The 23748-nt window shown below is 40.2% G+C and carries 17 protein-coding genes; 8 read left to right on the forward strand and 9 right to left on the reverse strand.

Annotation, left to right across the window (positions count from 1 at the left end):
* The first annotated feature begins 387 nt into the window (after positions 1-387).
* A complete protein-coding gene (locus tag J3U68_RS06950; protein ID WP_267375692.1) occupies positions 388-822 on the forward strand; it encodes a hypothetical protein in 435 nt (144 codons plus the stop codon).
* 441 nt (positions 823-1263) lie between these two features.
* Here J3U68_RS06950 and J3U68_RS06955 read toward each other — a convergent pair whose 3' ends face one another.
* Entirely contained in the window at positions 1264-3474 is a 2211-nt protein-coding gene (locus J3U68_RS06955; RefSeq protein ID WP_267375693.1) for a RelA/SpoT family protein, read from the reverse strand.
* A gap of 194 nt (positions 3475-3668) precedes the next feature.
* Here J3U68_RS06955 and J3U68_RS06960 point away from each other — a divergent pair, with 194 nt between their 5' ends.
* Positions 3669-4253: an adenine phosphoribosyltransferase gene (locus J3U68_RS06960; protein ID WP_267375694.1), complete on the forward strand. Its 585-nt coding sequence runs from the start codon at positions 3669-3671 to the stop codon at positions 4251-4253.
* A gap of 62 nt (positions 4254-4315) precedes the next feature.
* On the opposite strand, the gene kdsA is transcribed toward J3U68_RS06960, so the two are convergent.
* Positions 4316-5152 carry a 3-deoxy-8-phosphooctulonate synthase gene (gene kdsA, locus J3U68_RS06965; protein ID WP_267376229.1) on the reverse strand — a complete coding sequence of 279 codons (837 nt, stop codon included), beginning with the start codon at positions 5150-5152 and terminating at the stop codon, positions 4316-4318.
* Between the two features lie 599 nt (positions 5153-5751).
* On the opposite strand from kdsA, the gene J3U68_RS06970 reads away from it, so the two are divergent.
* Positions 5752-7587 (forward strand): autotransporter assembly complex protein TamA, encoded by a 1836-nt coding sequence (locus J3U68_RS06970; protein ID WP_416384659.1) that lies wholly within the window; start codon positions 5752-5754, stop codon positions 7585-7587.
* Entirely contained in the window at positions 7587-11567 is a 3981-nt protein-coding gene (locus J3U68_RS06975) for a translocation/assembly module TamB domain-containing protein (RefSeq protein ID WP_267375697.1), read from the forward strand. Before J3U68_RS06970 ends, J3U68_RS06975 begins: the two co-directional genes overlap by 1 nt.
* Before the next feature lie 631 nt (positions 11568-12198).
* Here J3U68_RS06975 and J3U68_RS06980 read toward each other — a convergent pair.
* Positions 12199-12633, reverse strand: coding sequence for a DoxX family protein (locus J3U68_RS06980; RefSeq protein ID WP_267376230.1), 435 nt, complete (start codon positions 12631-12633; stop codon positions 12199-12201).
* A gap of 595 nt (positions 12634-13228) precedes the next feature.
* Between J3U68_RS06980 and J3U68_RS06985 the strand changes: the two genes are divergently transcribed.
* From J3U68_RS06985 to J3U68_RS06995, 3 genes are all read left to right on the forward strand, one after another.
* Positions 13229-14497, forward strand: coding sequence for a glycerate kinase type-2 family protein (locus J3U68_RS06985; RefSeq protein WP_267375698.1), 1269 nt, complete (start codon positions 13229-13231; stop codon positions 14495-14497).
* A 153-nt stretch (positions 14498-14650) separates the two neighbouring features.
* Positions 14651-15019, forward strand: coding sequence for a nuclear transport factor 2 family protein (locus J3U68_RS06990; protein ID WP_267375699.1), 369 nt, complete (start codon positions 14651-14653; stop codon positions 15017-15019).
* A gap of 620 nt (positions 15020-15639) precedes the next feature.
* Positions 15640-15831, forward strand: coding sequence for a hypothetical protein (locus J3U68_RS06995; RefSeq protein WP_267375700.1), 192 nt, complete (start codon positions 15640-15642; stop codon positions 15829-15831).
* Positions 15832-16398: 567 nt separating this feature from the next.
* On the opposite strand, the gene J3U68_RS07000 is transcribed toward J3U68_RS06995, so the two are convergent.
* From J3U68_RS07000 to hda, 6 genes are all read right to left on the reverse strand, one after another.
* Complete coding sequence (locus J3U68_RS07000) at positions 16399-19347, reverse strand: autotransporter outer membrane beta-barrel domain-containing protein (RefSeq protein WP_267375701.1); 2949 nt, start codon at positions 19345-19347, stop codon at positions 16399-16401.
* A gap of 448 nt (positions 19348-19795) precedes the next feature.
* Positions 19796-19936, reverse strand: coding sequence for a hypothetical protein (locus tag J3U68_RS07005; RefSeq protein ID WP_267375703.1), 141 nt, complete (start codon positions 19934-19936; stop codon positions 19796-19798).
* A 93-nt stretch (positions 19937-20029) separates the two neighbouring features.
* Positions 20030-20170, reverse strand: a complete 141-nt coding sequence (locus tag J3U68_RS07010; RefSeq protein ID WP_267375705.1) for a hypothetical protein — start codon at positions 20168-20170, stop codon at positions 20030-20032.
* A 709-nt stretch (positions 20171-20879) separates the two neighbouring features.
* Positions 20880-21290 (reverse strand): hypothetical protein, encoded by a 411-nt coding sequence (locus J3U68_RS07015; protein WP_267375706.1) that lies wholly within the window; start codon positions 21288-21290, stop codon positions 20880-20882.
* An 891-nt stretch (positions 21291-22181) separates the two neighbouring features.
* Positions 22182-22847, reverse strand: a complete 666-nt coding sequence (locus tag J3U68_RS07020; RefSeq protein ID WP_267375708.1) for an HAD family hydrolase — start codon at positions 22845-22847, stop codon at positions 22182-22184.
* On the reverse strand, positions 22844-23512 hold the full coding sequence (hda, locus tag J3U68_RS07025; RefSeq protein ID WP_267375709.1) for a DnaA regulatory inactivator Hda: 669 nt from the start codon (positions 23510-23512) through the stop codon (positions 22844-22846). Before hda ends, J3U68_RS07020 begins: the two co-directional genes overlap by 4 nt.
* A gap of 38 nt (positions 23513-23550) precedes the next feature.
* Here hda and J3U68_RS10695 point away from each other — a divergent pair, with 38 nt between their 5' ends.
* Positions 23551-23676, forward strand: coding sequence for a hypothetical protein (locus J3U68_RS10695; protein ID WP_416384638.1), 126 nt, complete (start codon positions 23551-23553; stop codon positions 23674-23676).
* Positions 23677-23748 lie beyond the last annotated feature (72 nt).

The raw sequence follows: 23748 nt of genomic DNA on the forward strand, positions 1-23748 counted from the left end.
GCAAATCTAACCAATCTTAAGATCTATTTTTTGCATCTTGGTAAGCCCAATGCAACGGTTCAATATGTTCACCCCATGTTTATAAGCATTGGGCTATTTTTATAGACGATTTGTCTCAAAACATAAAACAGGCTTTTAGCTAGCAGGGACCCACTTTTAACAATATCTTCTATCCCATAAATTCGACCATACCATTAGTAACAGAATTCAGGCTCATCATGGCAGAAAAAGGTGGTATGCAGATGAGTATAATTGACATGAAGGACTGGGTTTAGCCTATATCAAGCTTTATGAATATCAGTAATAAATGCAGAAACAGACAGTTAGATTATATTTTAATCGAATTCAAGACTATAATCCCTATACAACCTTTAGATTGTATAAATTATGAAAAATATTTTCTTACTATTAGCAACCCTGATTACTGTTTCTTGTAATAAATCACACATTGAAAATTTTGAAAATACAGATACAACCATTACTGCAAAAAATCACGCCATAAAAACACCAACAAGAAGGCAAATTCAGCCCATTAGTTATGAACTGATAAAAAATATGTCTATGGAAAATGCTGTAAGAGACTATCGCCCCATTGCCGCAGAAACCTTTATTCTCGGTCAGGAAGAAGGATTTATTACTGAATTTCGCACTGGATTATTGAATATTTTTAAAGCAGATGAAATTAAAAAAAATAATATTACTATTAAGGAAATAACTTGGAAAATCAATACCAAACAAAATTTAACCGTATGGTATCAAGAAAAAAATACTCAATGGATACCTATAGATCATTTAATTTGGGACAATGACACCGAGTTTTAACAGATGAATTATTAAATCTGAATCATTTTTCCGAGTTATAAAGGCTATTAAATTACATAAAGTATCTGCTCATCATTCCCATACTAAAGCCATTGTTTCATCATAACTTCCGCTGTAATACATTTCAGACGGATTACATTTGTTTTGATTTCGTATTGAATCTACCTATTGAAGGTAACGCAGAGCATATTTCTTATCATCAATGTATCCTGCACGAAGAGATACCTTCATTGCCTAATGAATTGCTAGTAATTTTAAATTTCTATTAAATTGCCAATATAAAAAACGAGACCACATTTCTTCTGGGTGATTATAGAATTCGAATTCTGCTAACACCAAATACTTGATAATCCATGTTTACCCATTGCCAATAAAGCACTCACAGCTGCATAGCTTTTTTAAACAGCGAATATTGGCAATAAAATAGAAAGATTGCGCACATTACAGACGCGTTACTGCCAATACGCCTTTAACATCACTCAAATTACTGATGACCTTAGGCAAATCATTCACTTGTTTAACTTCCACAGTAAAGCGCAATTTGGCTTCCAGATCTTTAGATAAAGTTTGCACCGCGGTAACATTCAAATGATTACGTGCCAATGTTTCGGAGATATCTCGTAGTAAGCCACTGCGATCCTGAGCCCGGATTTCCAGATCAATGGCAAAGATCTGATTGGCTGATTGTGGGGTCCAGGATGCGGGTAACACTTTGTCTGGTGATGTTTGTGCCAGATAGTGAAATGATTTGCAGTTTTTTCGGTGAATAGAAACCCCTCGTTCACGGGTAACAAATCCAATAATTTCATCACCATAAGCTGGTTTACAGCATTTCGCTAGCGTGGTCAGTAAACCATCTTCACCATCTACCAGCACACCACCGGAATTGGCTTTAATTTTACTTTGACGAACCAAATGGGTTTCTGTCACCGGTGTTTCCGGTTTTTCCATCAATGTGCCAACCGCCTTCTGAATCAAGCGGGTTGAGACTTCACCTTGGCCCATCGCCATATACATTTCATCAACACCGTTAAAACCCAGCGCTTCAGCTAATTTATGATAATTTGGCTGTATTTGCATTTTAGCCAATTGTTTATCTAAAGCATTGCGACCGGACTCACGAATGGTTTCTCCATTCTGCTGACGAATAAAGGCGCGGATTTTACTGATGGCTTTATGGCTTTTAACCCATCCGTCATGTAGCCAGTTTACCGATGGCGTTCCTTCACGCGCGGTGATGATTTCAATTCTCTGTCCATTTTCCAGTGGCGTTGATAGGGGTACAATTTGTCCGTTGACTTTGGCGCCACGGCAGCGGTTCCCTATATCGGTATGCAAGGCATAAGCAAAGTCAATTGGGGTTGCGCCGGCCGGCAAAGAAAATACTTTGCCATGTGGAGACAAAACGTAAATGGTATCGTTAAATAGTTCGGTTTGAAATGCACGCGATAAATCTTCGCGTTCATTATCGGCTTCAGCAACGTTTTCTCGCCATTCGAGTAACTGGCGTAACCAAGCTATTTTATGCTCGTAAACTTCATTGCCTTTTCCGCCTTCTTTATAGCGCCAGTGTGCCGCAACCCCAAACTCAGCAAAACGATGCATATCAAACGTACGAATTTGAATCTCGACGCCTTTATCTTCCGGCCCCACTACCACTGTATGTAAACTTTGATAATCATTGGGTTTAGGATGAGCAATATAATCATCAAATTCACCAGGAATGGGCTGCCACAAACTATGCACTACCCCAAGAGCGGCATAACAGTCCGCCACTGTATCGACCAGAATACGCACTGCCCGTATATCATATAAGCCCTTGAAATCGAGCTTTTTCTTAACCATTTTGCGGTATATTGAGTAAATATGCTTTGGTCGTCCGGCCACTTCAAAGTGCATATTCAGCCGCCCTAGCTGATGTTTCAGGGTATCGACGAATTGGTTGATATAATCCAGTCTTTCAGTACGCTTTTCATCCAGTAAGCGAGCGATTTGTTTGTATTCATCAGGATTTTGGTAACGGAAGCTTAAATCTTCTAATTGCCATTTTAATTGCCATACGCCCAGTCGATTGGCTAACGGGGCAAAAATGGTCATGGTTTCTTTGGCAATCCGTTTTTTTAATGCTTCATCCGTAACCTGACTGAGGTAATTCATGGTCTGGGTTCGCATCGCCAGTTTAATGAGCACCACACGAATATCAGAGACCATAGCCAACAACATTTGACGCATCGCTTCGGCTTGCTGTTGACGTTCTTCATTGGTTGCAGACGGGTTAACGCTGACAAAATAACTCAGTTTCTGAATCTGATCCAAACCTGAAACCAGCTGCACCACGCTTTCACCGCATTGCTCTTTAACAATGTTTTTCCAATCCGGTAAAAAATTGGGCAAATAGCAAATAAGTGTTGCCGCCACAGCATCTGCCATCAAATCCATATCAGCCACGGTTTTGGCGGTAGTGAACAGATTTGCATACAGACTTTCACCACAATCCGTACAGGCATCATCGGGATAATGTTGTTTCATCAAGGTATAGGCATGTTGCAGAACCTTTTGCGCAGACTCTGGTAATGAAGCAATATACTGCTCCAGCCATAAATCAGACTGTGCTGAAGCGACTTTGAGCGCTGGATTTTGCGTACTAACCATACCTTTGACCTGTTGATTTAGGTAAATTATTCATGTAATTGTATCAAAATCAGATTGGTTGTGCTTTATTATAGGCTGTGGAAATAGCAGAATAATGCTATTATGCGCACCTTCGCATACGCTATATGCAATTGACCTCGCACGTCTTGCGTTTATATATTTCGCATATAGTCTTATTTTTAAAAGGATTTATAATGCAGACTCACCCAGAAGTCTTTGGTGTAGACGCGTTAGCTGCAAAGATTCGCAAAATTCCTAACTGGCCACAGGAAGGAATATTATTTCATGACATTACGCCGGTATTACAAAGTCCGCAGTATTTCCGCCTATTGGTCGATTTACTGGTGTATCGTTATATGGATCAAAAGATAGATGTCGTTGCCGGACTAGATGCGCGTGGTTTCATTATCGGCGCAGCTTTGGCCTATCAGCTTAATGTGGGCTTTGTACCAATTCGAAAAAAAGGTAAATTGCCTTTTAACACCATTGCGGAAAGCTATGAGCTTGAATATGGGCATGCCACTATTGAAATGCATACCGATGCAGTTAAACCGGGTACACGTGTTTTACTGGTAGACGATTTGGTTGCTACTGGTGGCACGATGACTGCCGGTGTTAAATTGATTCGTAAACTGGGTGCGGAAGTGGTAGAAGCAGCAGCCATTATTGAATTTACTGATTTGCCCGGTGGCAAAAAAATTCGGGATGAAAATGTACCTCTGTTTACCTTGTATCAGAATTCAGGTTCAGTTGATCTGTTTCAATCCCCTGTTGAATAAAGCGCTTAACTGGATTAAAAAAAAGCAGAGTCAACACTCTGCTTTTTTTGTTACTACTTGATTTACTCAATCTCTAATACCGGCATCGCTTTCACCACGTCATCTACGGCTTTGACTTGTCGCAAGAAAGGTTCCAGTTGAGCCAATGGTAAGGCGCTTGGTCCATCACAACGTGCCTGATCAGGATTAGGATGAGCTTCGAGAAACAAACCAGCCAGACGGGTGGCCATACCAGCCAGAGCCAGATCAGCTACCTGACTACGACGCCCACCTGATGCTGCCGCGCCAGCTTCGCGCTGCTGCAGGGCATGGGTAACATCAAATATAATCGGCAAATCTGTACAAACTTTTTTCATCACACCAAAGCCCAGCATATCGACTACTAGATTGTCGTAGCCAAAATTACTACCCCGTTCGCACAATATCAGCTGCTGATTGCCCGCCTCATAAAATTTCTCAACAATATTTTTCATTTGCTGCGGGCTAAGAAATTGGGGCTTTTTAATGTTGATGACTTTACCGGTTTGCGCCAGAGCGACCACCAGATCAGTTTGACGGGCAAGAAAAGCCGGCAACTGCAACACATCAACCACTTCAGCAACTGGGGCAGCTTGATAGGGTTCATGCACATCAGTAATGACCGGCACGCCAAATTCCTGTTTGACTGCCGCAAAGATTTTCATACCCTCTTCCAGGCCAACACCTCGATAAGAGTGAATAGAAGAGCGATTGGCTTTATCAAACGAAGCCTTGAAAATCAGTGGAATACCCAGACGATTGGTCACTTCCACATAATGAGCGCATGTTTTAAGAGTCAGATCCAGATTTTCCAGCACATTCAAACCACCAAACAATACCATGGGTAAATGATTGGCTACATCAATATTGCCTACACGAATAAGCTTGCTCACAATTAATCCTTCAATATTTTGGCTGGCTATTGATCCTGCTTAACCAGTAATAAAACAATCATTTTACAAAAATGCCAGCCAGACGTCCAAAGTCAAGCTATTGCTGCCGCGAATGCCTCGATATAGTCGCTAATTTATGGCTGAGAAAATCTAAAATTGCCACTGCTGATCAGACGCCTTAGGTTAAATGAGCAGTGTGGTTTTTAAATAAAGCTGCAACTGATAAGATTGTTTTTGCAGATATCCTTGCCAGACAAAATCAATCTCACAGACATGTTAACATTCTTCTTTGCTATCATTTAGCCTATGCATGAATTTGGCGATAGAATCAATCTGTTGCATTTTGTTTATCCGACACGCATTAAGGTAAATTATAGCGGTTTATTGCAGCAAAATTAGCCAAACCGCCAGATATTTGGTTAAAATTTTCACACAATATGATTAATCCGTATTATCGCGCTACAATAGGAAACGAACACTCTGCATTAACATAACATTTTTTACTTAATAATAAACCAATCATTAAAAAAACAGGATTTATTTTGGCTTATTTCACGCACAAACGCTTATCATGGCTGATACTGATTATGTTGCTCCACAGTACACATTCCACGGCAATTGCTGCCAGTTGGACAGCCGATAGTGTTGATGGTGATGATATACCGCCACCGAAAACAGGTTTTTTTCATCGCCTTTTTCATCGTGATGAGACGAGTAATCAAGTCAAGAAACAACTACCTAAAACGCCACGAGTACCGATTATTATTGATGTAAACAATGCCGCATTAAAAAAACTGATCGGCACGCACTTACCCCTGATTACGCAGCAACTGATTGAAGACCTTGATGATGAGCAAATCAGTTTTCTGGCAGAAGAAGCCCCACAACAGACTCAAACCATGCTGGAGACCGAAGGATACTTTAACGCAAAAGTCAGCATTGAAAAAAAACCAGATAGTTACATCATCCACATTATCCCTGGTGCGCGCACCAATATCGAAAATGTTAACATTGCCTTGTCTGGCCAAGTGACTGGCGATGAGAATTTGACTAATTACTACAAAAGCGCCATAGATAATTGGGTATTGCCTGTCGGCAATCCCTTTACCCAAAGTAACTGGTCAGCCAGTAAATCTTCTGTATTAACCGCAATGGTGCGCAAAAAATACCCATTAGCGGTGATCCAATCCAGCCGCGCCACAATTGATCCGCAAAAAAATTTGGCTGATCTTTCTTTAACTGTAGACAGCAAACAGCCCATTTATTTTGGCAAAATTCAGGTCTCAGGCGCACAACGCTATCCTGCTTCCATTATTACCGGTATGGCGGATTTCACCACCGGTGCGCCTTATGATTTGGATAAATTACTGGATTATCAGCAAGCACTCGAACAGGATAGTCATTACGGCAATGCAGTGGTACGGGCAGATTTTGAGCATATGGAAAACGATCATGTACCGGTACTGGTTAAAGTCAGTGAAATGAAAAGACAAAAAGTGACCTTAGGTTTACGCTTTGACTCTAAAAATGGTCCTGGTTTTCGTGGTGGTTATGATTATTATGACTTATTTCATAAAGGCTATGTTGGTTCCACCTTATTAGATACCGACCGCTACGAAACCACTTTTGGTTTGGGTATCAGTCAGCCCAGAAATAGTCGCGGCCACTTTTGGACATCTAATCTAAACTATACTTATTCAACTGTACAGCATTTGGAAACACGTGCTTTGTCCAGTGGTGTTTGGCATGTGCGCGATCGCGGGGGAATAGATTCGCGTATTGGTCTGGAATACATTACCGAAAGCAGTAAAATTGAAGATGGTCCAGACTTAGGGCACAGTTATGCCACCATGCTGACAGCATCATGGAAGCGACAAAATATTGAAACACAATTGCGCCCTGCCAACGGTTATTATTTCGAAGGCAAAATTGGTACCACCTTTGGCAAACTGGTTTCCTCAGCTTCGATGCAACGTATTTGGGCAAATGCCGGATATTACTACACACCAGAAAACAAAAAATATGGCACTTGGCTATTACGTGGTCAACTGGGTTATGTACATACTGGCGATGCCGTTAATGTCCCCTCAAATCTCATGTTTCGCGCTGGTGGTGCCAACAGTGTTCGCGGTTATGAAATGGACAGTATCGGTTTAAAAAGTTATAACAACTCTGTCTTGCCTAACCGTGCCTTAGCTGTTGCCAGTGTAGAATATCAGCTTCCAGTTTATAAAGACTTTGCCTTAGCATTATTTCATGATGCAGGTTCAGTCTCAAAAAGCTTCAGCGATATGCACTGGTATGAAGGCACTGGATTGGGTGTACGTTGGTTTAGCCCCGTGGCACCTTTTGCTTTCGATATAGCTTATGGCCACCATGATGAAAAATGGCGCTGGTCGATCAATTTAGGAACAAAATTTTAATGACCGAACAAGCTGCCAAACCTGAGCATCAAAATCAACCCTCTGCTGCTAACCAACCAGCCGTGAAAAAATCTCGGCAGGGTCGCAAAAACTCATGGTTGAAAAAACTCTGCTGCTCCCTTCTGTTCTTGATCATCCTTCTGATAAGTTTAACTAGCTGGCTAGTAGGCACCCACTCTGGCTTACGTTTCGGCGTGTTAACCCTACCAAAATGGTTTGGCATGCATATCAATGCCGAAGAGCTAAACGGAAGCGTATGGCAAGGATTTTCTGGAAAAAATATTCAGATTGACCATCGAAATTTTGACCTGAGCATTGAAAAAGTTCAGTTAGACTGGAACAACCGCGAAATTTGGCATCGGCATCTTCATATCCGGCTACTGGATGTGGGCAAGATCAATTATATCGGTCATAGCCAACCCTCAGCTAAACCAGCACCAACATTACCCCGCAGCATCAAACTGCCCATTTCGGTCAGTGTTGATACCATCCAGTTAGGCGGGTTTAGCGTGGGCAAAAATCACAACCCGATATTGCTGGCTACTCAGGCAAGCTATCGCTATGATCATACCGAACATCAATTGATTCTGAATCAACTCAACACCCCATGGCAAACTATTCAGGGCGAAATCAGTCTTAACACCAAAACTCCGTTTGCCTTAAAGGGTAAACTGAGCGGATCCGGCGAACTGGATAAAAAACAAGTTGAAAGCGAAGCTTTGCTGCAAGGCAGCTTACAACAACCAGATTTATTTGCCCGATTGGATGGTGGAGATATTCACTTTCGTACACATCTCATTCTGAAACCGTATGCTCTGAAACTGAATCACAAGATCGTGAGCATCAATTTGCAAGCCCAGCATATCAATCCGGCCGCGTTTAGCACTTCCCTTCCCTTTGCTGATCTGAATATGAATATGGACATCGTTCCAGTCAATGACAAAGCGGACAGTTTGAGCGGACACATTAAACTGGGAAATGAAAAACCATTGGCTTATAACGCGGCTAATGTCAGAGGTTTACCACTGCGCAGCATAGAAGGTGAAATCAGCATCGACAGCAATGGTCGACTGGTTCTCCCTGGCTTAACTGCGCAACTGTTACAAAGTGGACAGATCATAAGCAAAGGCTACATTGATACCGCAGCCAAACAACTTGATTTGAATAGTCAACTGCTGCATATCTATGCTAAAGATGCCTTATCCAACAATCTACCTGGTTCATTAAATGGCTTTATTCGCGTTTTTGGTTCATTTAACGGACTCAATACCCAATGGCAGCTGAACACAGAAAAAGCCAGCAGCGATGGCGTCATGCAAATTGTGACTGATGAAGTAAAACATCAGCAAACACTGCTACTGGAAAAACTCAATATTAATCCTAAAGGTGGTGGTAGCTTCAATGCCAAGGGCAGCCTGGCTTTATATCAGGAAAAATCACTCCAACTTGAGATCAACAGCACCAATTTTAATCCCGTCAAACTCAATGACACCTTTCCTACAGGCAGCATTAACGGTCACATCAGTGTGACCGGTCAGTTGAATCAGCAAACTGACATCCAAGCCAAAATGTTATGGCACAACAGTATCTTGTCTAATGCACCTTTAACGGGTAAAGCCGATATCCGCTATCGCAATCAGCATCTGGAACAAACTGATATCAATCTTACTTTAGGGCAGAATCGGATCAACAGTAATGGTAGTTTTGGTAAAAATGGCGACAAACTTAATCTTGATATCAATGCCCCAAATTTGAGTTTATTCGGATTTGGCATCAAAGGATTATTGCTCACCAAAGGCTATATTGCTGGCGAACCTAAAAAACTCACTGCTAATCTGAGCGGATCTGCTCGAAATCTAGAGATCGCACAGCTACTCAATATTAACCAACTCGATTTCAAATTTATTGGTTCTCCTGATATTAATCAGCCGTTGCAAGTTGCCCTCACTGCCGACCATCTCAATATTGGGGGCAATAACCAGAAAAACGCCACAACCATTAATAACACCGATATCAAAATAAATGGCAAAGGTAACCAGCATCATATTCAAGGTAACAGTAATCTGTTACTCGATGGAAAACCGTATAATTTAAACCTAAACGCCAACGGCGGACTTGACCAAAATTATCAATGGCGTGGACGGGTCAGTATTTTAGACATTAACGGCGCCCTAAATTTGAAGTTGCTTAGCCCGATCCAACTGGAAGCAGGTACCCAGCGTGTGACTCTACAAAATGCCCGTTGGGCAGCAATGGGTGGGAGCCTAATCTTAAACCGGCTGATCTGGGAGAGAAAGCAGGGTTTATCTACCCATGGTTCAGCCAGCAATCTTGCCATTCGTGAACTGCATGGTCTTATTGATCGTAGAGCAGCGCCAAGAAATCTTACCACCGCCTCGAGTAGAAACAGTGCAGACAGCGGTTCGAATAATTTTTTATCATGGCTGTTCGCGCAAAATCTGATCTTAGGTGGTGACTGGAATTTCAACTATGGTCAGAATATGCAAGGATACCTGAAAGTTTATCAACAATCGGGCGATATTATTCTGCCACAGCACCAACAGAAACTTGAGTTACACAATCTTAAATTAGACACCCAGTTTCAAAGTGGTCGCATTAACAACCACTTATCTGGTCTGACCCGCTACGGCAACACCGATGCTACCTTAATCATCAACCAATCCAGCACCAGCAAACTCAGCAATGCCCCGATCAGTGGTCGCATCAGGATTGACGCACCCGATCTGAGCACAATTCGTAACCTATTGCCAATCGGTATGCAGCTGAAAGGATCCATGCGTGCCGATGCCACCATCAGCGGTCAGTTAAGTGAACCGTTATTAAACGGTACCCTAACCGGTAGCAACCTTTTCTACCGCGATCAGGCAAATGGCACCATCCTAGAAAACGGAGCACTTAAAAGCCATTTTCAAGGCCGCCGCTGGCTGATCGATAGCCTTAGCTTTAGCCGGCGTGATGGTTCCATCAACCTGACTGGTGTCGTGGACATGACCAAGCTCACACCTGATATCAATGTGACTGCCCGTTTTAACAACTACAACATACTCGATCAGATCAATCGCCGACTCACCATCAGTGGAAATACCCAGTTACAATATACCATTAGTCATGGTATTGCTTTAACCGGTAAACTCAAAGTGGATAAAGGTCTATTTGGTATGCAGCAATCCGGTATGCCACAATTAGATGACGACGTAGTAGTATTAGGTCGAGAAAAAACACAGGAACAAGAGCGTCCTACTCCTGTGCGTCTCAATATTGATCTGGATATGAACAACGCCTTCCGCTTCAGTGGTGAAGGCATAGATGTATTGCTCGGAGGACAGCTTACCGCTACCGCCACACCAGGCAACACCATCCAAATAGTCGGTACCGTGAACGTGGTCAGAGGACAATATAAAGCCTATGGACAAGATCTCATTATTCAGCATGGAAGTACCATTTCTTTTGTTGGACCGATGAACAACCCGAATCTAAAAATTCGTGCAAAACGGCGTTACTCACAAGTTGGAGCGGGTGTAGAAGCACTCGGACGGCTGGATAATCCACGTATTACCCTTATTGCCAACGAGGCCATGAGCGAAAAAGATAAACTTTCATGGCTGATACTGAACCGTCCAAGTAGTGGCAGTGCCGGTGATGAAGCAGCTATTGCTGCCGCGGCCAGTGCCTGGCTAGCCGGTGGATTAAATGACAAAATTGGCTTAGTTGACGACATCGGCATTACCAGTCATCAGACGCGTAACAGCCAAACCGGAGAAATGAATCCGGCAGAACAGGCGATTACCGTAGGCAAACACCTGTCCAACAACCTATACATCAGCTATCTGTACGGCATCGAAAGTGCTACCCAGACAGTCAGCATCACCTACCAGATCAGCCGAACCTTACAAAGTATCTTGCGCTTCGGTACTGATTCCTTTGGTGGAGAATTCCGCTATACCAACCGCTTTGATTAGCGATCATGCAGCAGCATATTTATTCTGGTGCCACACCCTCTATCGGCACCAGAATAAAAAAATTTCACAGCGAATAAATCGAATGAAAATAATTTGAATAACGATTTTCTAACCATTCGTAATCGAGGCTAGATTACCGCAAGATTGAATCTAAGATTTCAGACAAAGATTCTGGCTAAAGCTGGTGCGACTTTTACTCTATATGGATGTAAATCCCCGTCATTTAAAAACCCGCTAAATATTCAGAATATAGGAAAAATAGCCATGGTTTAACGATCAACGCCAGCAACACAACTTTGTTTGAAGAATAGCCCAATTACAAACACATAAGAGCACAGCGTCAAAAAATGGCTTATCCAAAGCCAATTACTTTTTGCTCACCTAAGCTGATTGATCATTACAAGCCTGTGCCTATTCATATAAACAACAGCCCAAATAAATAGCATAATCAAAAAATCAATTATGCTATAAACGGGATAAAATCGTTAACGCTAACCCATGTTTAACCAAAAGCTAAAAACCACCAGTTTGAACACAGTTTATTTCTTCGCCAGTACCAACCCAACGTTTTAATCCAGTAAATACTTTATCGTGTCCAAACTTGCTGATCATCAGCTACCCATTCCAAGGATCAGAAATCAGCGAGCACCTGTTTTGATTTTCGCTGATTATCCAACGCCAGCCAGCCACCACCAGCAACAAACAAAAAGAGAAAAATAAAACAATATAACACCGCCAGTTCACCATGATTTAACTGCGGAGTGAGTAAAGTATGCCAACCTGCGGATGGCGTATGAATAAACAGATAAGCCACTGCCATCTGTCCACATAAAATAAACGCCACTGGTCGCACAAACAGACCCAATAACAATAACGCGCCACCCACCAGTTCCAACACTCCGGCTGCACCCATCATCGAAAATAGTGCCACCGACCCATGTCCGTCAGTCATGGATACCGGCCATTGCCAAAACTTGGCCGTTGCATGCTGAATGTATAAAAAAGCTGTTACCAAACGCAACAAAGCCAAAGCCAAGCCACAAGCAAAAAAATCTTTTGTTTTCATCATTCTATTTCCATCACTTTGATTATAAAAATTACACCGTATTGAATGTACCATTTAGAAACGATATCATTTTTATAGAATAATTATTTTTTGTTAAGAAATCAGATATTTACTATGAGAATAATGTGAATATTGTGTCATATTGACAAAATGAATAGCTTAGCTAAATGGTTTAACAGCATGGGCTAATACAGTGTACCAAGCGTAGTAATGTCACATCAGCAAAATGATATCAAATCACCGTTTCTCGCAAGTGGCAGAACGTACTTTCAGAAGTATTAACCTTATCCAAAAGTAGCAATCAAACTACAGCTAAATCGGCATTGATACCATTATCCCTTAATTTTTTTACCCGTTTGTACCCGCAACAACACTTCGTGCATCCAGCTGATGGCAGACAACCACAGAGCACTGGGCTAATTTCCAATAACCTTAGAGCTTGGTAAAACTTATTCGTTCTTGCAACCAGACTTTATCTAGCATCCAATGAATGGTAAATTTCTCCATATCAAGTACACCTTATCATCACATGTCTAATCCACAAATTCGCTCATGCTAAACAGTGACTAACATAGATATCCAAAGGGGAAACAACATGCTCAGCGACGATCAAGCCATCCACTTTTTGCAGCAGCTTTTTCATCTTACCGTGCAGGAAGCCAGCCCAACAGACAAAATGAATGCTTGGCTACCACCACACCAACCAGCGGGCAAAGTGATCGTAGTTGGAGCCGGCAAAGCCGCTGCCGCCATGGCTGCAGAATGGGAAAAGATTTGGCCGCAACACTACCCGCCACTGTCCGGCGTGGTGGTCACCCCCTATGGGCATAGTGTTGCAACACGCTACATCAAAGTCATTGAAGCCGGCCATCCGCTACCAGATTTAGCCGGACAACGCGCAGCACAGGCTTTACTTGATGCCGTGCAGGGATTAAATGCACAAGATCAGGTTTTTTACCTCGTTTCTGGTGGCGCTTCCGCTTTAACCACCCTACCAATTAACTCCATCAGCATAACCGACAAGCAGCTCATCAATCGGCAGTTACTTAGTCATGGCGTACCTATTGAAGCCATGAATACCGTGCGTAAACATTTGTCCCGTATCAAAGGTGGACGATTGGCAATGGCTGCGGCTCCGGCACTCATCACCACCTTGGCCATTTCTGACGTCGTTGGCGATGACATTAGTACGATTGGATCCGGTGCTGCCGTTGCCGATCCAACCACCCTTGCAGATGTGAACCGCATCATCCAACAATATCAGCTAACACTGCCCGAGCATATCCAAACCTTCTTGCACAGTGCACAAGCAGAAACCCCCAAAAAACTACCCAATAGTCGTGCTTTTGTCATCATCACTCCCGACCAAGTGTTGAGCCAAGTCAGCCACTGGGCACAGGCACACAATATCGATGTACTCTATCTGGGCGATCGCATAAGCGGAGAAGCACGCGAAGTAGCGCAAGTTATGGCGGGTATTGCCTTATACCACCAACATCGAATAACCAAACCCCTGCTCATACTTAGCGGGGGCGAAACCACCGTCACCTTAAATAAACATCAAGGCAAAGGTGGACGAAACAGCGAATTTTTACTGGCACTGGCCATAGCCCTAAACGGAGCAAAAAACATCTACGCTCTAGCGGCAGATACCGATGGCATCGATGGTAGCGAGAACAATGCCGGTGCCTGGTTAACACCTGATTCCCTCAATAAAGCTTTGCAGGCTGGATTATCACCACTGACACTACTCAATCACCATCGTGCTTATGATTTTTTTGCTGCTACCGACCAACTTTTAATGACAACGCCAACCCGCACCAATATCAACGATTTTCGGGCTATTCTGCTAACTCAGAAATAATGTGCCATTTGCCATATTTCAGCCTGCCAACAACACAATAACTTTATAAATATTTGAATTATAAAGTTAACTTAATTAAATTAACCTATTACTCCAAAAATAATCGTTACAATAAACCTTCCATAAAACTGGTCACACACAGGAGTAAATATAATGAAAACAAACAAAGAAATCGTCGCAGCATTTCATCAGCAAGTTTTTATTAATGGAGATTTATCCAATATAGAACAATTCGTCAAAGAAGATTATATTCAGCATAATCCGCAGGTCGAAAATGGACGAGCTGGATTTGTTAAATTCTTACACACCTTGCTACAGCAAAAAATAACCTACGACACCAAAAATATCAGCGCAGATGGTGATATGGTTTACGTTTTTTACAAAACCACCGATGATCAAGGTCAGCAGACTAAAACCTGTGATATTTACCGTCTCGAAAACGGTCAATTAGCTGAACACTGGGACGTTATCGAAACCAACATTGAAAAAATCAAATCAGTTAACGGTAATAGCGTATTCTGATTTATACATATGCACAACTGACACATCATGCAGGAATATATATATATCCTGCATGATAAATCTTATTAGCAAACCCACCTTATAGCTTGCTTAAACCACTTCTTTGTAGCGATAACCTGATCAAGGTTTAGGCCAAAAAGCGATTTGCCCAAAAAAAATTCAGTTTAAGTTAATCAGCATTATTAAAAATATCACAATAACATCAGCAAAATATATTTAATTTGAAACTACCCTACCTAACACAGAACGCCTCCTATTAAATTTATATAACAAGCATGTTTGCTTACCCCTACCAAATATCCAAGGATGAAGCAACCAACTGTAAAATGCAGAATCAAAGCAAAAAATCTTCGTGAATAAAATATTTGTTTGATAACCTTTAACTATAAACTTTGGCCAACATCTAAAATGTCCTATTAACCAAAAAAAGTACAAACAATTTTATTTTCATCAATAAATTAAACACTCACCTTTTGAATTTATTTGCGCCATCTGTTCTCCCTCCACCGCCAACCGATCAGTCCATTTTGTGGACCATTGCACTAGATAAAGAACCCAGCAATTAAGCCAAATTTTATTCATCCGGCCAATAAGACAATAAAGTAAGCGCGTCATCTGAGATGAGTAAAAATTTTTCCAGATACAACCAGCTGTGCAGACAATTCGATTTGGCGGCACAATTTCCTCAAAATCTTTGGCTAAAGACGTACAAAGCAATTAACTTTACCGAATTGCAGCGTGGTTTAGCCAATGCGCGGCAAGAAATCTGCATACACACCGATAAGCCGTTTAGCGCCAACAAAGGTGCATAAATAAAAAATCTTTTAAAAATAATCAGAATAGATAGTTTCTCTGCTAACTAAGCATTTTTCAGCATTGCTTGCATAGATTATTAAACAGCGATCACTTTTCAATAAAACCGAAGGTTGTGACCAATAATGGATAAATAATTGAGAATTAGCACTATTTTTACATACAATACTTAATCTGATTGGTGAAAAAAAGCAGGAAGCTGAACGCCGCATCTTTTGGCACAGATATGAAAGTTCAGCAGCCGGACAAGGGTAGCCGCTGGGGATATTTCGGCCAATGTTCTCTATTCATACTGTAGCTACTTTTCTGTCAACCAGCTTAGGTTTTTCTTTTATTAATCAATTAGATTGAATAGGATGATGCTGGCAAAAAATTACGTGATAATTTACCTGATTTCTTTTGAAAATCATGCTCATCGAAAATGCATTAACCATTTCTCTCTGTCTATCTCTATTTAAAATTATTGCCACAAAATTGCTTCTTCGAGATAGGCTACGCTTAATGACGAAAAATAAAAAAAGCAGCATATTCAAATGCTGCTTTGAAGATCAGATTTTTTTAAAAAATCAGAATGAATAATTCAAACCAATTTTTGCACCGACATTTGAATGACTATTGCTGCCAAATTTGCCATCAAATTGTGCATAACCAGTTAATGCTTTGCTAAAGTTGGCATTCAAACCTACCTTAACTTCAAACTGGTTTTTACTTACATCCGATTTAACATGTTTGCCATTGAGTTTGGCTTCTGGTGTAGACGAATCATACAACCAATTTGCCTCTACAAACGGCAACACGCCATAAGTTTCTTTTGAGTTCTTACCGTAGAAACTTGCACCTAGGCGAACCTGAGCTCCATCAGCATTGATGTCGGTGACACGACCTTTTTTATTCAGATTGAAGTCATCTGCATCGGTCCAGGTGTAACCCAACTGTACATGCGGCTCGATCAACCATTTTTTGTTGCTGCCTTCATGAACAACAAAACCATAACCAGCTTCTGCTGACAGTGAAATAGCGTGGCTGTCATATTTATTGTGGAAATTTCTTACGTCAGATAAATGCACGTTGGTTTTATTGTTAAACCAGCTGTATTGTGCCCAGCCGTCCACATATAAACCAGCACCGTTATCCTGATTATTCCAGTGACCATAGAAGCCTAAGTTATAACCAGAAACGCTGCCGTCGCCTTTACGCTGGCTGTTTTTCAGGTCAGTATCAGTAGAACTGTGACCATAACCGCCATACACACCAGCTTTGAAGTCATCTGTGGAGACAACATCAACACCCATTTCTAAAACTGTGGTCTTGATTTCTACTTTTTGTCTGCCATTAAACAGATCGGTTTTCTCACGATTGTAGCTGGAGCGCATCCAAACATTAGAGTCCGGTGCATAAACTGCAGCAGCACGATCCTGTGCTGTGTGACGGAACATACCCAATGATGCCATTTGATTGGCAAACACTGATCCAGACACTGGTGACTTCAGCACATTTGAAAAAGCATTGGTGTAATTAATGACTAGTTTGCCATTCTGATCTCTGTCAATGGTATAGTCAAAGCCACTGTCATTATTTTCTTTAATGGTCCATTTGGCATCATCTTTACCTTGAACATGGATAAAGTCTTCTATGCGTCCTTCTTCAACATCAGCATCACCGATTTCAATAATATCGAGCTGGGTATTACCATTCGCATTACCGGTAATAATCAATTTATCGGTTAGATTATTTTCGACATCAGTGTAAATGTTTACCTGACCATTATCACCATTGTAATTACCATTGATGGTTAAAGTGGTGTCGGCTGAATTTTTACCCAAATCAATGATACCACTATTAATTACATCGGCATTTTGTAAAACCGCTGAATTGATATCCGGATCAACAATCTGAATAGTTCCAGTATTGTTTATCAAACCGTTTTTGCTGTCAGTACCAATTACATTAATTACGGTGCCGACTTGGCCATTACTGCTCAAACCAGTGGCATCCTGAATATTCCACAGACCATTATTGTTAAATTGAACCTCGCCATTGCTCTTAACGTCCTGGAAATTTTGATCTGCTGTCAGGTCTGTTTTGGCAAGATTAAGATTTTCAGTAGCACTCAAATCCACAAAACCGTTGATCTTACCATCATTATTAATAATGGTTTGACCGCCTGACGCTCTGGATCGATGTGCAACAATAGTTCTGTCGTTGGACGCAGAGATTTCGCCCTTATTATTCAGAATCTGAAGGGCTTGTGTTTCTTTGCTTACGTCAAGACGATGCTCCTCACTGATCATTTCAACAGCAGCGCCGTCTTTGCCGTTACCACCAATAATTTTAGAGCCGGCATCTAAATTGACATTGATGTCACCATCACGAGAAAAGGCATAAATAGATTTTGAATCTTCACCACTGATATCAACTAAACTATTATTATTAATGATTATTTTTCCGGTATTACCGGCTGAGCCTCGCATACTGGCATAAATACCTTTGGCATTTTTACCATCTGACTGAATCACACCATCATTATCAATATTGATATTGCCTTCAACAATGCCTTCGCCCTTTGATGATATCGTCATGAACGCATGAATCAGATTAATATTATTTTTTTGCGATGCTGTGCTCAGCTTACCGTGATTTTTAATGTTGATATCACCTTTTGATAATTGGTGATGATCTTTCCAGCCAACCACATCACGTTTACCTATGATTCCAAAACCAGAAGAAAAAGGAGAGTCATAAATATGGATATCGCCGTAATTATCGATATTCACATCACCGATACCTTCCTGCCAGCCTTGCATACCAGTGTGGGCAGATATGATATTACCTGAGTTTTTAATGTTTATATCGCCATTATTCCCACTCAAGGCTGTTGCAATGATACCTGTAGGGGCTCTTCCAGCTTTTAAATCTGCGTTGGGTTTCCATTTCTCCGCCTTAACAGTGATGTCGCCGGTATTATCCACAAAAACAGTGGTATTGCTATCAGGAGAAGTAGCCCATCGAGCGACATCATTACCCAATACAACAATACCTGAAGCAGCATCACCATTGATGTTGATATTGCCGTGGTTTGTGACTTTGATTACTCGCTCTTGTTCAACTGGTGAGCCCCAAATCATGATACCGCGCGTACCTTCATTGTGGGTTTCCAGCGTACCGCTATTGGTTAAATCGACATTACCATTTTTTATAAAATAGTATAATAAATCCTGTCCTTCATCTACATTACTTGTAAGATGACCCGTATTATTGACAGTGATATTTTCATCAACATTACGAATAGACAATTTTTTTTGTTCGCCCTCAGCTTTTGTAACCAACACATCTTCAAAATTGTTGATCACTATATCTGCAACGGCCATGCCGGAAAACCCGAATGAAACAGCACCAACCAACGCTGTTTTGAGCAGTAAAGATAGTTTTTTCGACTTACCTTTACCTCTCGCAAGTTCTGAGGCAACAAGATTTTGCCCGAACCTGTTTTTTATAACCTTATAAATTTTGTTCATGATTAAATATCTTCCAAGTTTACTTAAAGTTAATTATCATATTGATAATTATGATTAAATCAATAAATTTAATTTAATCAATAACATAATACTTTTAAATCATTTGTAATATGTTGAATGGATTATTGAACATTTTTATCCCAAAAGCAATATTTCAAATGAATAAAATCAAAAAGAAACACTGGATTATGCATATTGTATGTATTTATAGACATTAATGATTAAATGCCGAATAATTGAGCCGATGTAAAATTGAACAGTACGATAAAAACATAATTTTTAAGAAAACAGAACGTCAGGTATTGTTTTAGACTTTTGCAGATAATCTAAGCTTTAAGTAATAATTAAATCTAACTCAAAAACAGACTGAATCATTCAAACCTATATAAGCTCAGACAGTGGTATGCCTGTTGCGGCACAATTTGCTCGCAAATTATGCATAGCTGGTTTATGCTTGGCTGATGTTGGTATTTACGCCCACTCTAAGCACAAACTGTTTTTTATTGGCATCGGATGTAACATGTTGGCGATTGGTTTTGGCTTGTGGTGTAGATAAATCATACAACCAGTTTGTTTCTACAAACAGCAATACACCCTATTGTTATAAATTTTTATTGTGAAAAATTGCTCCTAACCGAATATGAGCGCCACCACCATAGATGCGTCAACCCGCCTTTGTTATTCAGATTAAAGTCATCTGCAGCGGAAATAACAACATCATCGAGGTTATTGCGCACAATATTCGCCAGCGCCATGCTGGCAAACTCAATTGAAACTGCACCAACTCACGCTGTTTTATGCTGTAAAGATGGTTTTTCGACATAAGCGTTCTCCCTGGTAAGTTTTGACATAACAAGTTTTCGCCCGAAGCCGTTTTTGATGACATTTATAACGTTGATTGATAAATATTTTTTTCATATTGATTAACTCAATAAACCTAAAATATAGGGTTATTTTCTATACAATTTATTAAACGCCAAGCACATAACATGAAAAAGCATGATGAATACGATATTTTCAGTAATATTTTTAGAATAATAAATCAATCAAACGGAATAAATTTTCACTAAAATATAATAAATATATCAATGTATTATTTTAATCATGAATAAAAGTTAGTATTGGTTTACCTGAATAGGGTTATGGCTGATGATTTATTGTATTTAACCTCAGCTAGTTTCTTATTGTTTGATGCGGTTATGCTTGGAAGGAAAAAGCGATTAAATTTGATGATCGGGATGAGATAATTGTGCTTTTTTTTGATCGGAGCAAGTTGATTGTCGTCGAAAGTCTATGTGAGATGATATTTCGGTTAGCATCAATCCTCGCTTAAGTTTTTCTGCTGCGGATCATTGAATGATCTGTTTTCTTTATAAGTTATTTTCGGCAAACGCCAGTGCATTCAGTGCACTGATTATGTTTTTGGTCATTGCTATTATTGCAGGAATAGCTAAAATTAAATGTGTAGTGTGAGTCATGCATTTTAATTATAGTAAAGTCATTTTTGAAGGATGAGCCCACTGAAGAAAAGCCTATTCTTTACTAAAAGAATATAGATCTCCTCCATCTTCTGTGCATCTTACGTAAATATCTTGGGGTATGCTGTCCTTGAAACTGATTGTCGTTGTTTGGCTGCAATCAGCATACTTTATCATTAAATTAGTATTTAAGATTTGAGGCAGAGAATCAAAAGCTCCACCTACATAATAGTATCCTATCCGTTTATTTCCATTAAATAGCGTTATTGTAGAACTGGCTCTTTTTGAATCTTCATAGTTACCTGCATAAGACGTTATGCTTACAAATCGAATATTTTCGCCTTTTATTTGGATGCTTCCTAGATAGGTAATTTTATATTCAAGTATGCCTCCTGCTTTAATAGAATCAGGCGCGTGAATAAAAAAGGTTTTTCCAATTTGATTCTTATTTAAAATTTTTTCCACCTCCCTATAAACAAAGGTTTCAATATCTTCAATCCGCTTGTGCGCTTGTGCTATTTCTTCTTCAGTTTGTACGGACTTTGCTAGATACTCTGCAACCGGTGCATTTCTTTGCCCCGTTATGATAAGGTCACTTTTTTATAGTTGCAACTAATTAGTAGTAAGGTCATTATAGCTAAAGTGATGCTTTTCATACTAATCATCCGATGTCAATAATCTGATGGTTTAGGCTTTGTCGCATTATCTATCAATAAATTGACCATATTAATCAACGTTCTTCACTCCACCGCCATGATCATTATAGATCTGTATTTATATGCATGGTCATAAAATTTTGATTATCATCCGTAACATCTATTCCTCCTTTAAGCCCTGAGAAGCCTGTATTCTGAACCCGTAATATAATCATTCGAATTCATTAGGTTTATTCTTTTCTTCAACCAAAAGCCATTTAAATCTTCTTCCTTCCAGTCCCCTTTACCATTTGCTCAGACTACGTGTTCTATTTTTTCTAAACTTGGTTCAATAGGACTTTCTTGCAGCGCTATCGCTCTGACCGATGTCACTTCTAAAATGATAAAAAATTCCTGACTCTAGTCCTATTTGGGTTATTTCTTAAGCAATTATTTAAATCAATTTGCAACCAGTAAGCTATCAAGTCCGATCAAACTTTAAAAATAAAACATAAAATAGTTTTAACGTTAAAACTATTTTATGTTCAAAAAATCTTAAATATTGAATTGATTGCCGGATACTTCTTGATTAAATATGATTTGCCGATTGTTCCCAATCACCTAAAAATCAGATTGACAAATTTGCAGTCATTTTAAGATTAACTAGCATCCAGCTATTTTATCCAAATGTTTATCGCTTAAATCTTCATTAAACCAATCTTCATTGAAAATTTAAAACCGGCCAACCATGTTGCTGGGCATAACTATTTAACTTGTCATCAGGATTAACGGCTACCGGATCAGACACTTCTTTCAGCAACGGTAAATCGTTATGTGAATCACTATAAAAATAAATTTTTTCGTAACTGGACATAGTCAGTCCACGGCTTTGCAGCCATTGGTGCAAACGTGTAACCTTACCTTCCTTAAAACTGGGCGTGCCTACATAAGCACCTGTATAATTACCGTTATTGTCTGTTTCTAATTGCACCCCAATCACATTTTCAATACCGAACACATGCGCAATTGGCGTGATAATAAATTCATTCGTGGCAGAAAGTAACAGCAGCTCATCTCCAGCATCGCGATGACTTTGCACCAACATTTTAGCCATCATCGTAATATGGGGCAAAATAAACTCATGCAAATATTCATTATGCATTTTATCCAATTCTGCGCGACTAAATCGCCCCAGCGGTGCCAATTGAAACTTCAAAAATTCATCAATATTTAAACAACCATTGATATAATCTTGATAATATTTATTTCTTTCGAAATCTACAAAAGACTGATCTATCAGCCCTTTTTTTAACAGATATTTCGGCCATTCATTATCAGAATCACAATTAATTAAAGTTCTGTCCAAATCAAATATGGCTAGATTCATGCATGTTCCTGTTGTTTAAGCAACTGACGCAGTAAAGTTAAGGTGATGCGTTTTCCCTGAGCCAATGAATAATCATTCAACGTTTTCAGCATCAACAGCAAACTATCTAAATCTCGGCGCCAGTGCGAGAGCAGATAGCGTATCACTTCATCATCAATCGGTATTTGCCGAGCTTTTGCCATACCGACTAACGCATTAAATTTTTCTTCTTCACTCAAAGGTTTGATTTCATAAACCAAACAATATGCCATACGTGTGCGTAAATCTTCGCGAATCATCAGTTGTTGCGGTGGAATAGCTGAACTCAGTAGCAGATTTCCGTGTCGACTATTTCGAAAATGATTAAACAGCGCGAACAATTGCTGTTGCTCAGAAGCACTGAGTAATTCAATCTGATCAATCGCCACACAATCAAGCGCAAACAACCAGTTGCCTAATCCTTCACGACTAGCATCGACATATTCAGCTTTAAGGCCGCGTGATTGTGCCTGCGCCACCCAAGCTTTAAGTAAATGACTCTTGCCACTGCCCGCTTCACCCCAGACAAAAACAAACGGGTCAGCTTGATATTGCAAAACGTAAATGAGTTCCGCATTAGTATGGCCAAGAAATTTATCAAAACCAGGATAATTACGATCTTCAAAGTCAAATATTAATTGATTCACTAGAATAGACCAGTTGAAAACTGCAGTGCGATATCTGATTGTACGCTGACAGGCGAACAGTCAGCAACAGCCTTAGCAAAGTTATAAAAAAGATTTTCATACCACCAGCAACAAACCTTCGCCTTTTAGTGATGCACAGACACCTTTTCATTGAATTGTGTTAACAATAATCTGTTTTACAGCCAAACCTAAAAAAAGAGTATCCCTTGTCAAATTAAACGTCACTTACTCAACTA

This window comes from Snodgrassella sp. B3882, assembly GCF_026535915.1.
Taxonomy (GTDB): Bacteria; Pseudomonadota; Gammaproteobacteria; order Burkholderiales; family Neisseriaceae; genus Snodgrassella.

Bases quoted from the DNA above. Each gene is read 5' to 3' on its own strand.
- J3U68_RS06950 (WP_267375692.1), top strand. From the start codon at position 388: ATGAAAAATATTTTCTTACTATTAGCAACCCTGATTACTGTTTCTTGT.
- J3U68_RS06955 (WP_267375693.1), bottom strand. From the start codon at position 3,474: ATGGTTAGTACGCAAAATCCAGCGCTCAAAGTCGCTTCAGCACAGTCT.
- J3U68_RS06960 (WP_267375694.1), top strand. From the start codon at position 3,669: ATGCAGACTCACCCAGAAGTCTTTGGTGTAGACGCGTTAGCTGCAAAG.
- J3U68_RS06970 (WP_416384659.1), top strand. From the start codon at position 5,752: ATGTTGCTCCACAGTACACATTCCACGGCAATTGCTGCCAGTTGGACA.
- J3U68_RS06975 (WP_267375697.1), top strand. From the start codon at position 7,587: ATGACCGAACAAGCTGCCAAACCTGAGCATCAAAATCAACCCTCTGCT.
- J3U68_RS06980 (WP_267376230.1), bottom strand. From the start codon at position 12,633: ATGAAAACAAAAGATTTTTTTGCTTGTGGCTTGGCTTTGGCTTTGTTG.
- J3U68_RS06985 (WP_267375698.1), top strand. From the start codon at position 13,229: ATGCTCAGCGACGATCAAGCCATCCACTTTTTGCAGCAGCTTTTTCAT.
- J3U68_RS06990 (WP_267375699.1), top strand. From the start codon at position 14,651: ATGAAAACAAACAAAGAAATCGTCGCAGCATTTCATCAGCAAGTTTTT.
- J3U68_RS06995 (WP_267375700.1), top strand. From the start codon at position 15,640: ATGAGTAAAAATTTTTCCAGATACAACCAGCTGTGCAGACAATTCGAT.
- J3U68_RS07000 (WP_267375701.1), bottom strand. From the start codon at position 19,347: ATGAACAAAATTTATAAGGTTATAAAAAACAGGTTCGGGCAAAATCTT.
- J3U68_RS07010 (WP_267375705.1), bottom strand. From the start codon at position 20,170: ATGTCGAAAAACCATCTTTACAGCATAAAACAGCGTGAGTTGGTGCAG.
- J3U68_RS07020 (WP_267375708.1), bottom strand. From the start codon at position 22,847: ATGAATCTAGCCATATTTGATTTGGACAGAACTTTAATTAATTGTGAT.